The 13,128-nt window shown below is 71.0% G+C and carries 7 protein-coding genes; 6 read left to right on the forward strand and 1 reads right to left on the reverse strand.

Annotation, left to right across the window (positions count from 1 at the left end; translation table 11 throughout):
- The first annotated feature begins 269 nt into the window (after nt 1–269).
- The 6 genes from gltB to O2L01_RS16280 all read left to right on the forward strand — a co-directional run bounded on the left by gltB (nt 270) and on the right by O2L01_RS16280 (nt 12,555).
- A complete protein-coding gene (gene gltB / locus O2L01_RS16255; protein ID WP_270123025.1) occupies nt 270–4,781 on the forward strand; it encodes a glutamate synthase large subunit in 4,512 nt (1,503 codons plus the stop codon).
- Nucleotides 4,774–6,243 (forward strand): glutamate synthase subunit beta, encoded by a 1,470-nt coding sequence (locus O2L01_RS16260; protein WP_270123026.1) that lies wholly within the window; start codon nt 4,774–4,776, stop codon nt 6,241–6,243. Before gltB ends, O2L01_RS16260 begins: the two co-directional genes overlap by 8 nt.
- A gap of 146 nt (nt 6,244–6,389) precedes the next feature.
- The gene (pyk, locus tag O2L01_RS16265; RefSeq protein WP_270123027.1) at nt 6,390–7,799 is read left to right on the forward strand and encodes a pyruvate kinase; all 1,410 of its coding nucleotides are present in this window, start codon (nt 6,390–6,392) and stop codon (nt 7,797–7,799) included.
- A 4-nt stretch (nt 7,800–7,803) separates the two neighbouring features.
- Nucleotides 7,804–8,712 carry an acyl-CoA thioesterase gene (locus O2L01_RS16270; RefSeq protein WP_270123028.1) on the forward strand — a complete coding sequence of 303 codons (909 nt, stop codon included), beginning with the start codon at nt 7,804–7,806 and terminating at the stop codon, nt 8,710–8,712.
- Nucleotides 8,713–9,056: 344 nt separating this feature from the next.
- On the forward strand, nt 9,057–11,213 hold the full coding sequence (locus O2L01_RS16275) for an acyltransferase family protein (RefSeq protein WP_270123029.1): 2,157 nt from the start codon (nt 9,057–9,059) through the stop codon (nt 11,211–11,213).
- A 163-nt stretch (nt 11,214–11,376) separates the two neighbouring features.
- Nucleotides 11,377–12,555, forward strand: a complete 1,179-nt coding sequence (locus tag O2L01_RS16280; RefSeq protein ID WP_270123030.1) for a sulfotransferase family protein — start codon at nt 11,377–11,379, stop codon at nt 12,553–12,555.
- Here O2L01_RS16280 and O2L01_RS16285 read toward each other — a convergent pair.
- Nucleotides 12,552–13,061, reverse strand: a complete 510-nt coding sequence (locus tag O2L01_RS16285) for a GNAT family N-acetyltransferase (protein WP_270123031.1) — start codon at nt 13,059–13,061, stop codon at nt 12,552–12,554. The genes O2L01_RS16280 and O2L01_RS16285 overlap by 4 nt on opposite strands.
- Nucleotides 13,062–13,128: the final 67 nt, after the last annotated feature.

A 13,128-nucleotide genomic window follows, 5' to 3' on the forward strand; every position in this document is an offset into this window, starting at 1 on the left:
CCGGCCGCCACCGGCTCGCGTCGCCCGCCCCACCCGCACGGATCCGTTACGCGGCCATTACGAAGCGGTTGCGCCGTTTCCGTCGCACACGTGAGAAAAACCGCGCTACCTGCTCGGATCGTAGGACGATGGTGTCCATCAGATGAGCGATGCATTACACTCGTCTGACACTTTGCATTCTCTCGGGCCGACGTCGTCCCGTATGAAACACCGTAGTGCTCCGCGCCCCCACCTGCTGCTGGAGCCCTCGACGACGAAGGAGGCCACGGTTGCGTTCTGCCCTGAACTCAGAGCCCGGTCTTTACCGCCCCGCTTGGGAACACGACGCCTGCGGTGTCGCGTTCGTCGCCGACATGCAAGGCCGGGCGGCCCATAGCGTCATCGAGCACGGGCTCTCCGCGCTCGTGCGCATGGAGCACCGCGGCGCCACCGCCCCCGACCCCGACTCGGGCGACGGCGCCGGCATCATGCTGCAGATCCCCGACGCCTACTACCGCGACACGGTCGAATTCAGCCTCCCCGAGGCCGGCCACTACGCCGCCGGCCTGGTCTTCACCCCCGAAGACGACGACGCCACCTCGCGCGCCCGCGCGATCCTCGAGAAGTACGCCGTCGCCGAAGGATGCATCGTCCTCGGCTGGCGCGACGTGCCCACCGACCCGTCCGGCCTCGGCGCCGCCGCGCTGGCCTCCAAGCCGCGCGTCTCCCAGGTCTTCCTCGCCTCCGAGGACGGCGCCGCCGCCGGCCTCGAGCTCGACCGCCTCGCCTACGCCGTGCGCAAGCAGGCCGAGCGCGAGATGCGCGAGCGCCACCTCGACGGCTCCGCGATCGTGGGCCTCTCGGCCCGCACCATCGTGTACAAGGGCATGCTCACCCCCGCGCAGGTCCCGCAGTTCTACCCGGAGCTGGCCGACCCGCGCTTCATGAGCGCCATCGCCCTCGTCCACTCCCGGTTCTCGACCAACACGTTCCCGTCGTGGCCGCTCGCCCACCCGTTCCGGATGGTCGCGCACAACGGCGAGATCAACACCATCCGCGGCAACCGCAACTGGATGACCGCGCGCCAGGCCGAGCTCGCGACCGAGGCCCTGCCCGGCCGCCTGCGCCGCCTCTTCCCGATCAACACCCCGGGCGGCTCGGACTCCCTGAACTTCGACGAGGTCGTCGAGCTGCTGCACCTGGGCGGGCGCAGCCTGCCCCACGCGATGCTCATGATGATGCCGGAGGCCTGGGAGCACAACGCGACCATGGACCCGAAGCGCCGCGACTTCTACCGCTACCACGCCTCGATCATGGAGCCCTGGGACGGCCCCGCCGCCGTCTGCTTCACCGACGGCGTCCAGATCGGCGCGGTCCTCGACCGCAACGGCCTGCGCCCCGCCCGCTGGTGGCGCACCACCGACGACCTCGTCGTGCTCGCCTCCGAGTCCGGCGTGGTCGACATCGAGCCCTCCAAGGTCGCCCAGAAGGGCCGCCTCGAGCCGGGCCGCATGTTCCTGGTGGACACCGGGGCCGGCCGCATCCTCGACGACGAAGAGGTGAAGGACGCCCTCGCGAAGGAGCACCCGTACGGGGACTGGCTCCACGCCGGGCTCATCCGCCTCGAGGAGCTGCCCGAGCGCGAGCCGGTCGGCTGGGACGCCGAGTCCCTGCGCCGCCGCCAGCTCACCTTCGGCTACACCGACGAGGAGCTGCGGCTCATCTTGGCGCCCATGGCCGGCAAGGGCGAGGAGCCGCTCGTCTCGATGGGCTCGGACACGCCCATCGCGGGCCTCTCCAAGCGCCCGAAGCTGCTCTTCGACTACTTCACGCAGCTGTTCGCGCAGGTCACCAACCCGCCGCTCGACGCGATCCGCGAGAAGCTCGTCACCGCGCTCGGGACCACCGTCGGCCCCGAGGGCAACCTGCTCGAGCCCGGCCCGCACTCGTGCCGCCAGATCGAGCTCGCCCGCCCGATCCTGTCGGACGAGGAGCTCGCGAAGATCCTCCACATCGACGACGACGGCGACATGCCCGGCTTCAAGGCCGTGCGCGTCTCCGGCGTCTACAAGGCCCGCCACGGCTCGCGCGGCCTCAAGGACCGCCTGGTCGAGATCTGCCGCCACGTCTCCGAGGCCATCGAGGACGGCGTGCGCATCCTCGTGCTCTCCGACCGCGACTCCACGGCCGACCTCGCGCCGATCCCGTCGCTCCTGCTCACCGCCGCGGTGCACCAGCACCTCGTGCGCGAGCAGACCCGCACGAAGGTGGCGCTCCTGGTCGAGTCCGGCGACTGCCGCACCGTGCACCACGCCGCGGTCCTCCTCGGCTACGGCGCGGCCGCGATCAACCCGTACCTCGCCTTCGACTCCATCGAAGAGCTGTGCGAGCAGGGCGTCGTCGACGCCGAGCCCGCGCAGGCCGTCGAGAACTACATCAAGGGCCTGTGCAGCGGCGTGCTCAAGGTGATGTCGAAGATCGGCATCTCCACGGTCGCCTCCTACACCGGCGCGCAGATCTTCGAGGCCGTGGGCCTCGACGCGGACTTCGTCGACCGGTACTTCACCGGCACGGACTCCTCGATCGGCGGCATCGGCCTGCAGACCCTCGCCAAAGAGGTCGCCGAGCGCCACCGCGCCGCCTACGAGCGGAAGATCGAGACGAGCGAGCCGCTGCCCCCGGGCGGCGACTTCCAGTGGCGCCGCGAAGGCGAGGTGCACCTGTTCAACCCCGAGACGGTGTTCCTGCTGCAGCACGCCACCCGCTCGGGCCAGTACGGCGTGTTCAAGCGCTACACCGACAAGGTCAACGCCATCGCCGCGGACTCCGGTCTGCTGCGCGGGATGCTCGGCTTCGACGACAGCCGCGAGGCCGTCCCGCTCGACGAGGTCGAGCCGGTCGAGTCGATCGTCAAGCGGTTCCACACCGGCGCGATGTCCTACGGCGCGCTCTCCGCGGAGTCGCACGAGACCCTCGCGATCGCCATGAACCGCCTCGGCGGCCGCTCCAACTCCGGCGAGGGCGGCGAAGCCGTCGACCGCCTGTACGACCCGCTGCGCCGCAGCGCGATCAAGCAGGTCGCCTCGGGCCGCTTCGGCGTCACCTCCGAGTACCTGGCCACCGCCGACGCCATCCAGATCAAGATGGCCCAGGGCGCCAAGCCCGGCGAGGGCGGCCAGCTCCCGGGCTACAAGGTGTACCCGTGGATCGCGGACACCCGGAACGCCACGCCCGGCGTGGGCCTCATCAGCCCGCCCCCGCACCACGACATCTACTCGATCGAGGACCTGGCGCAGCTCATCCACGACCTCAAGCACGCCGGCGGCGGCGACGCCGAGGTCCACGTGAAGCTCGTCTCGGAGACCGGCGTCGGCACCGTGGCCGCGGGCGTCTCCAAGGCCAAGGCCGACACGATCCTCATCTCCGGCTACGACGGCGGCACGGGCGCGTCCCCGGCCAACTCGATCAAGCACGCGGGCACCCCGTGGGAGATCGGGCTCGCCGAGGCCCAGCAGACCCTCATCCGCAACGGGCTGCGCGACCGCGTGAAGCTCGAAGTGGACGGCGCCATGAAGACCGGCCGCGACGTCGTCGTCGCCGCGCTCCTCGGCGCCGAGGGCTTCGGCTTCGCCACCGCGCCGCTGGTCGTCACCGGCTGCGTCATGATGCGCGTCTGCCACCTCGACACGTGTCCGGTCGGCGTCGCCACCCAGGACCCGCGCCTGCGCGAGCGCTACACCGGCAAGCCCGAGTTCGTGGAGAACTTCTTCCGCTACATCGCCGAAGAGGTCCGCGAGCTGCTGGCCGGGCTCGGCTACCGCTCGCTCGACGAGGCGATCGGCTCGGTCGAGCGCCTCAAGCAGATCCCCGGACCCGGCCGCAAGGCCGCCCGCGTGGACCTCTCGAACGTCATCGCCGTCCCGGTCGCGGGCCCGCGCACGCAGGCCGCCGTCCAGGACCACGGCGTCGAGTCGACGCTCGGGGCCCGCATCGTCGAGCTCGCCCGCCCCGCCATCGAGCAGGGCGAGCGCGTCACGGCCGAGCTCGAGATCCGCAACACCGACCGCTCCGTCGGGGCGCTCCTCGGCGCCGCGGTCTCCCGCGCGCACCGCGAAGGCCTCACCGAGGACACCGTGAACCTCACGTTCCGCGGCACGGCCGGGCAGTCCTTCGGCGCCTTCCTCACCCGGGGCGCGAGCTTCAAGCTCGTGGGCGACGCGAACGACTACGTCGGCAAGGGCCTCTCGGGCGGACGCCTCGTGCTCACGCCCGACGCCGGGGCCCCGTTCAAGGCCGAGGAGAACGTCATCGCCGGGAACACGCTCCTGTACGGGGCGACCTCCGGCGAGGTCTACATCCGCGGCAAGGTCGGCGAGCGCTTCGCCGTCCGCAACTCCGGCGCGGTCGCCGTCGTCGAAGGCGTGGGCGACCACGGCTGCGAGTACATGACCGGCGGCACCGTCCTCGTCCTCGGCCCCACCGGCCGCAACTTCGCGGCCGGCATGTCCGGCGGCACCGCCTACGTGTGGCGCCTGGACGAGTCGCGCACCAACACCGCGCTCGCGGACCTCGACCCGCTGTCGGCCTCCGACATCGACCTGGTCCACTCGCTGCTGCTGCGCCACGGCCGGGCCACCGGCTCGACGGTCGCGGCGGACCTGCTGGCCGACTGGCCGCGGGCCGCGAGCGGCTTCACGAAGGTCATCCCACGCGAGTACAAGGCCGTCCTCGCCCGTCAAGCCATTGACACGATCACGACCCGCACGCTCGTCCTGACCGAGAAGGAGGCCGCCAATGCCTGATCCGAGCGGATTCCTCGAGCACGGCCGCGAGGTGCCGAAGAAGCGCCCCGTGCCGGTGCGCATCCTCGACAACCGCGAGGTCTACACCCGCACGTCCAAGGCGATCGTGACGGCCCAGGCCTCGCGCTGCATGGACTGCGGCATCCCGTTCTGCCACAACGGCTGTCCCCTCGGGAACCGGATTCCCGAGTGGAACGACCTGGCCCGCACGGGCCGGTGGGGCGCGGCGATCGAGCAGCTGCACGCGACGAACAACTTCCCGGAGTTCACCGGGCGGCTGTGCCCGGCGCCGTGCGAGGCGGCCTGCGTGCTGGGCATCGGGGACGACCCGGTGACCATCAAGAACATCGAGGTCGAGATCATCGACCGCGCGTTCGACGACGCGAACGTCCGGCCGCAGCCGGCCGAGCTCGCCAGCGGCAAGTCCGTCGCGGTGGTCGGCTCGGGCCCGGCGGGCCTGGCGGCCGCCCAGCAGCTGGCCCGCGCGGGCCACGCGGTCACGGTGTACGAGCGCGACGACGCCCCCGGCGGCCTGCTGCGCTACGGCATCCCGGACTTCAAGCTGGAGAAGCACCAGATCGACCGCCGCATCGAGCAGATGCACGCCGAAGGCGTCGAGTTCGAGTGCGACGTCAACGTGGGCGTCGACATCACCGCCGAGGACCTGCGGGAACGCCACGACGCGGTGATCCTGGCCGTGGGCGCGCTCGAAGGGCGCGAGACGGAGCAGCCGGGCCGCGAGCTCGCCGGCATCCACCAGGCCATGGAGCACCTCGTGGGCGCCAACCAGGTCGTGGCGGGCAAGGCCCCGTTCGCGCCGATCGACGCCAAGGGCAAGCACGTCGTCATCATCGGCGGCGGCGACACCGGCGCGGACTGCCTGGGCGTGGCCCACCGGCAGGGCGCGGCCTCGGTGCGCCAGCTCGACCTGTACCCGACCCCGCCGGAGCTCCGCGACGCGGGGAAGGACCCGTGGCCGACCTGGCCGGTCATCGTCCGCAACTACCCGGCGCACGAGGAGGGCGGCGAGCGCAACTACGCGTCGGCCGCCGCCGAGTTCATCGGGGACGAGCACGGGCACGTCCGCCAGATGCGCTTCAGCGAGGTCCGGGTCGACAAGTCCCAGGGCCGCCGCGACATCATCCCGGTCGAGGGCACCGAGCAGATCGTGCCGGCCGACCTCGTCCTACTCGCGATCGGCTTCGCGGGCACCGAGGACCAGCCGCTGCTGCGGCAGTTCGGGATCGAGCGCAGCCGCCGCAACGTGATCGAATGCGGCGACGACTGGCAGACGGACGCGCCCGGCGTGTTCGTCGCGGGCGACGCCCACCGTGGAGCGTCGCTCATCGTGTGGGCCATCGCGGAAGGACGCGCGGCCGCCGCCGCGGCGCACAAGTTCCTCGGCGGTCAGACGGCGCTTCCGGCGCCGGTCGAATCGAACGCACAGGCACTCGTCGCGTAAGTGCAATAGGCGGAATTGAGCCCAGTAAATATTTGCTCGGGCTCAATTCCGCCTATCTTCGATTTGCATTCCAGCACCGGTGAATTCCACCTCTCAACTGCGGAGACCCTGCGAGTGCGAGTAGGCGTCCGATATAAGCTCGCAGGGTGACTCGTAGAGCAAAAATCGTCTGCACCATCGGGCCTGCCACGGCCACGCCCGAGCGTATGGCCGGCCTGATCGACGCCGGCATGAACGTCGCCCGCATGAACTTCTCCCACGGCGCCCAGTCCGACCACGAGGCCGTCTACCAGATGGTCCGGGAGGCCGCCGAGGCCGCCGGGAAACCCGTCGCCATCCTGGCCGACATGCAGGGCCCCAAGATCCGCCTGGGCACCTTCGCGAACGGCGTCGAGCAGTGGGACGCGGGCGACCGCATCAAGATCACCTCCGACGACGTGGACGGCACCCACGACCGCGTCTCCTGCACCTACAAGAAGCTCCCGGCGGAGGTCACCAAGGGCGACCGCCTCCTGGTCGACGACGGCAAGCTGGCGCTCGAAGTGCTCGGCGCCGACGACACCGACGTCGAGTGCCTCGTGGTCGAGGGCGGCCCGGTCTCGAACAACAAGGGCCTCTCGCTGCCGAACGTGAACATCTCCGTGCCGGCGCTGTCCGAGAAGGACATCTCCGACATGAAGTTCGCGCTGAACCTCGGCGTGGACCTCATCGCGATGTCGTTCGTGCGCAGCCCCGACGACGCCCGCTTGGGCCACAAGGTGATGGACGAGGTCGGCGTGCGCCGCCCGATCATCGCGAAGGTCGAGAAGCCCGAGGCCGTCGCGCGCCTCGAGGAGATCGTCCGGGCCTTCGACGGCGTCATGGTCGCCCGCGGCGACCTGGGCGTCGAGATGCCCCTCGACGAGGTCCCGATCGTGCAGAAGGAGATCGTGCGCCTCTGCCGCGAGAACGCGAAGCCCGTCATCGTGGCCACCCAGATGCTCGACTCGATGATCGAGAACGCCCGGCCCACCCGCGCCGAGGTCTCCGACGTCGCCAACGCCGTCCTCGACGGCACCGACGCCGTGATGCTCTCCGGCGAGACCTCGGTCGGCAAGTACCCGATCGGGACCGTGCGCACCATGGCCAAGATCGTGGAGACCACCGAGACCGGCCCGATCGCGCTGCGCGAGCTGCTGCACGACCCGAAGACGAAGTCCGGCGCGGTGACCCACGCGGCCGCCGACATCGCCGACGCGATCGGCGCGAAGGCCCTCGTCGCGTTCACCCAGACCGGTGACACCGTCAAGCGCCTCGCCCGCCTCAAGCCGAACCGCCCGATCTACGGCCTCACCCCGATCGAGAGCGTCCGCAACCAGATGGCGCTCTCCTGGGGCACCGACTCGTACCTGGTCGAGCACGTGGACCACACCGACGCGATGTTCAAGCTGGTCGACCAGACCCTGCAGGAGCACCACCTGGCGCAGCCGGGCGACCTCGTCGTGATCGTGGCCGGCACCCCGGCCGGCACCCCCGGCTCGACGAACACCGTCCGGGTCCACCAGATCGGCTCCTGAACCGTTGAGCAGCACTGGGCGTGAAGTCCTCGTAGGCCAGGACGCCGTGGACTCGCTCCTCGGCGTCCTCGACCTGGAGGAGATCGACAAGGGCCTCTTCCGGGGACCGCGCGCCGAAGGGGCCCACCAGCGGGTCTTCGGCGGCCAGGTCGCCGGCCAGGCGCTGGTGGCGGCCGGGCGCACCGTCCCGGCCGACCGGCGGGTGCACTCGCTGCACGGCTACTTCGTGCGCCCCGGCGACTCGACGAAGCCGATCGTCTACCAGGTCGAGAACATCCGCGACGGCCGCTCCTTCTCCGTACGCCGTACGGTGGCGCTGCAGAACGGGCAGACGATCTTCTTCATGTCCGCCTCGTTCCACACCGGCGAGCGCGGCCTGGAGCACGCCGACCCGGCCCCCGACGGCCTGGCCCGGCCCGAGGACATCCCGCCGCTGAGCGAGCAGCTCAAGGCCCACCCGGACCGGCTCGGCATCTGGGCGCGCGTGCCGCGCCCGATCGACGTGCGCTACGCGGGCGGCGGCTCGGGCTTCTCGGCCTCGGGCGAGCGCCCCGCGCAGGAGCGCCAGCGGGTGTGGATGAAGGCGGACGGGCGCCTGCCCGACGACCCGCTCATCCACGTGTGCGTGCTCACCTACGCCTCGGACCTGACGCTGCTGGACTCGGTCCTGTCGCGCCACGGCGAGGTGTGGGGCCCCGGCGGCTACCTCGGCACGAGCCTGGACCACGCCCTGTGGTTCCACCGGCCGTTCCGCTTCGACGACTGGATCCTCTACGACTCGATGTCGCCGACCGCCGCCGACGGCCGCGGCCTGGCCCAGGGCCGGTTCTTCGACGCGCACGGGGTGCACCTCGCCTCGGCCACGCAGGAGGGCCTGCTCCGCCAGACCCCGGAACCCCCGGGCGTCCCCTAAGGCGTTCCTTAGAAAGCTCCAATGCGCACGGCGGGGGCGCGTCCGGAAGCGGGCGCGCCCCCGCCGCTTCGCGTAGCGGAACGACCCCGATACGCTGCGGCTGAGGGCAATATCACCGCTTTAGAGGGGGTAGATCCCATGCAGCGGGCAGTGTTAAGGTCGGCTCTCGTCCCCCGGTAAGACCCCCGATCCCCAGTCAGCCCAGCCCTGCCCGGCTGGGAGTCCGATGCCCGGTGAAACCGTTCGGAGACCGATCACTTATGCGTCTGACCAACGCACCAGAACCGGCGAAGACGTCCGCGGACGCCGCCGCCCGCATAGACCGAGAGCGGGACCCTGAGACCGTGCAGATCCAGCGGATCGCCCGAGACGGGGAGACCGAGAGCCGGACCAGTGCGCGCCCCAGCCACTGGCGGCCCGACATCGAAGGCCTCAGGGCGATCGCCGTGGGCGTCGTCATCGCCGCCCACATCGGCTTCCCGTACATGGCGGGCGGATTCGTCGGCGTCGACGTGTTCTTTGTCATCTCCGGCTTCCTCATCACCTCGCTGCTCCTGCGCGAGATCGACAAGACCGGCACCATCTCGATCGCCGGCTTCTACGCCCGCCGCGCCGTGCGGCTCCTGCCCGCCGCCGCCACGGTCCTGCTCGCAACGCTCTGGGCCGCCTGGGTGTGGCTGCCCCGCACCAGACTCGGCGAGATCGCCGCGGACGCGGCCACGGCCGCGCTCAACGTCATCAACATCCGCCTCGCCCAAGAGGGCACGGACTACCTCAACGCCGACGCCGCCCCCTCGCCGCTGCAGCACTTCTGGTCGCTCGCGGTCGAGGAGCAGTTCTACATCGTCTGGCCCCTGGTGCTCCTCGCCATCGCGCTCCTCGGCGCCAAGTTCGGCGGCCACGGCCAGTTCACGGCCGCGCGCCACCGCCACCGCGGCCCCGGCCGCACCGTCGCCATCACGGCGTTCCTCGTGATCACCGCGGGCGTCTCGTTCTGGATGAGCGCCACCTGGACCACCGCCGATCCAGTGTGGTCGTACTTCGGGATCCACACGCGCGCATGGGAGCTCGCCACCGGCGCGCTCATCGCCGTCGCAGCCGGCCAGATCCGCGCACACGCACCGAAGTGGGCCGCCGCGCTCGCCTCCTGGGCCGGGCTCGCGCTCATCACCGCTTCGGTGTTCGTCATCGACGAGCACACCGCGTTCCCCGGCACGGCCGCGCTGCTGCCCGTCGCCGGGACCGCGCTCGTCATCGCCGCCGGCTGCGCCCCGCACCGCTTCGGCGCCACGATGCTCCTGGACATCAGGCCCGCCCAGTTCGTCGGCAAGATCTCGTACGGCCTCTACCTCTGGCACTGGCCGCTCGTCATGATCGGCCCGGTCGCGTGGGGCCTCGACGACGTGCGGGTGCGCCACTACCTGGTGCTCATGGGCATCGCGTTCCTGCTCACCGTCGCCACCTTCTACCTCATCGAGAACCCGATCCGCACCCGCCGCCCGCTCGTGCAGGTGCCCTCCCGGGCGCTCGCCATGGGCGGCGGCCTCATCGCCACGGCCCTGGCCGCGTCCCTGTTCATGGCCGCGCAGCCGCTGCCGGAGCGGTCGAACGAAGAGGCCGTCGAGATCACCGGGAACGACACGACCGTCTGGGAACTGCTCGGCCAGTCCTCCGATGTGGACACCGTCCCGGCGAACCTCACGCCCACTCTCGACGGCGCCGTCGAGGACGTGCCCGCCCTCTACGGCGACGGCTGCCAGATCGACCGCGACGACCCGAAGATCAACAAGGACTGCTGGTACGGCGACCCCGATGGGGAGAAGACCATCGTCCTCTACGGCGACTCCCATGCGGGCCAGTGGTTCCCGGCGCTCCGCCAGAACGCCGAGGCCTCCGGCTGGCGCCTGCTCGTGATGTCGAAGTCCAACTGCTCGGTCGCCGACGTCCGCGAGAACGACCCCAAGCTCGGCCGCGAGTACACCGAGTGCGAGGAGTGGAAGGCCGACGCGCTCGACTACTTCGCCGAGATCAAGCCGGACGCGATCCTCGCGACCTCCTACGACAAGAAGGACGTCATCGCCGACGACCCCGACCAGGCCTGGATCGACGGCTGGGCCGACACCGTGCACGACCTCGACGAGGTCGCCGGCGAGGTCTACTACATGGCCGACAACCCGGACATCGGCGAGAACGTGCCCGAATGCCTCGCGGAGAACCCCGAGGACGCCAGCGTCTGCGTGGGCGACCTCGACAAGTCGGTGATCAAACCCGAACGGCGCGCGGCCCTCATCGAGGCCGTGACCGACGCGGGCGCCCACGTCGTCGACCCGATCCCGTGGCTCTGCGACGTCGACAAGGGCACCTGCCCCGTCGTCATCGGCAACCTCCTCGTCTACCGCGACGCGAACCACCTCTCCGCGAGCTTCATCGCCGAACTCGCCCCGCAGGTCGCCGCCGCGATCCCGCTCGAGGCCTCGTTCCAGGCCAGCGGCGACTCCTAGGCAACCGGTGTAGCTCCACGACACAGTCCGTCCCATGAGGTGGGCCCGCATTCGCACGCGAATGTAGGCTCACCTCATTCTCGTAGCGGCACAATCCAAGTGGCACAGCGCCAACGGCGCCGTCCAACCGTGCCGTGCAACCGGCACACAAGGAGTGGTACGGATGGAACGCGTCTCACCCTGGCTCAAAGCCGTCAACACCGTGCTCACCCCCGCGATCTCGGGGCGCCGCAAGAAGATCGACCGGCTCCTCGACCGGGCCGTGCGCGAAGCGGAGGACCGCACCGGCTCCACCGCCCACGGCGAAGAGGCCTTCGTCGCCGACATGCGCGCCCTCCTCGCCGGCTACGCCGACATCCACGGCCTCACCCTCACCGGCTGGGTCGGCGTCCAGCAGGAGGTCACCGACCGCCTCGAGAACCGCCTGCGCGTCCGCAAGCTCCACGCCCTCAACCCCGAGATCGCCGACGAGCCCGTCAGCCGCCCCATCGTCGTCACCGGCGTCCCCCGCACCGGCACGACCATGCTCCAGCGCCTCCTCGCCGTCCCCGCCACCCACCGCTCCCCGCTCATGCACGAGCTCATGCACGCCGACCTCGAGTCCGCCGACCACGTGCGCCGCGCCGAACGCGCCACCGACTTCCTCAACAAGGCCGTCCCCACCTTCGGCGCCGTCTACGACATGCACCCGCAGAAGCCCGACGCCGACGTCTGGGTCCTCCCGCACGGCATCGGCCACCTCGTGCGCGCCCAGCCGCCCGGCTACGTCCAGTGGATGCTCGAACGCGACTACGCCCCCGACTACCGCTACCTCAAGCAGACCCTCCAGGTGCTCCAGCACGGCCGCCCCCGCCGCCGCTGGGTCCTGCGGGCCCCCGCGCACCTGTGGAACCTCGGCGCGCTCGTGAAGGCCTTCCCGGACGCCCAGATCGTGTGGACCCACCGCGACCCCGCCGCCGCCCTCGCCTCGCTCTGCTCCATGACCGAGACGGCCACCGCCATGAACACCGGCGAGATCGACCCCCACGAGCTCGGCCGCACCTGGCTCGGCCTCTTCGCCACCGGCATCGACCGCGCCCGCGCCGCCCGCGCCCGCCTCCCCGAGTACGCCGTGGTCGACGTGCCCTACCGCGACCTCACCCGCGACGCCCGCGAACGCCTCCCGCAGCTCTTCGACCACCTCGGCGCGCCCTGGGGCCGCACCGAGGCCGACGCCCTCGAGGCCGCGCTCGCGGCCCGCCCCACCGACCACAAGTACGACCTGGCCCGGTACGGCCTCACCGAAGGCGAGGTCGACCAGGCGCTCGGCGACTACAAGCGCGCCTTCGGGGCCCTCCTCTAGAGGCTGAGCACGAAACCCCAGAGTTGGACGTCCGGCAGCGGATACCAGTCCAGCTCGGGGGCCCGCTCGAACCCCAGCCGCCGGTACAGGCGGTGCGCGGTCGTCATCGTCTGCTGCGAGCACAGCACGATCCGCTTCGTCCCGGACTCGGCCCGTGCCCGCTCGACGCACGCGGCCGCCAGCGCCGACCCCACGCCGCGCCCGTGCGCGGCCGGATCGACGGCGAGCATCCGGATCTCGGCGTCCCCGGGGCCGCCGAGCTCGCACATCGGGCTGCCGTGGAACGCGAGCGTCACGCCGCCGAGCAGGCCGCCCTCGCCTACGGCGACGAGCACCTGGGCACTGGCGGCGCGGTGGGCGACGTCGCGCAGGTGCGGCGCATAGGGGTCGTCGAGCCCGCCGATGAGGAACCCGCCGTCGAGGTACGAGGCGACGGTCAAGTCCCCAAGGGCCGCATGCTCTTCGGCATGGACGGGACGGATCTGGAAGTCGGGCTTCGCGGTCACTCGGACATTCTGCCTCGAGAAGTCCGAGAATCCACGGGATAGCGCTTGCAAACCGTGTCGCGGACCG

The organism is Glycomyces lechevalierae, assembly GCF_027622945.1.
Classification (GTDB): domain Bacteria; phylum Actinomycetota; class Actinomycetes; order Mycobacteriales; family Micromonosporaceae; genus Glycomyces; species Glycomyces rutgersensis.

Bases quoted from the DNA above. Each gene is read 5' to 3' on its own strand.
- O2L01_RS16260 (WP_270123026.1), top strand. From the start codon at position 4,774: ATGCCTGATCCGAGCGGATTCCTCGAGCACGGCCGCGAGGTGCCGAAG.
- O2L01_RS16280 (WP_270123030.1), top strand. From the start codon at position 11,377: ATGGAACGCGTCTCACCCTGGCTCAAAGCCGTCAACACCGTGCTCACC.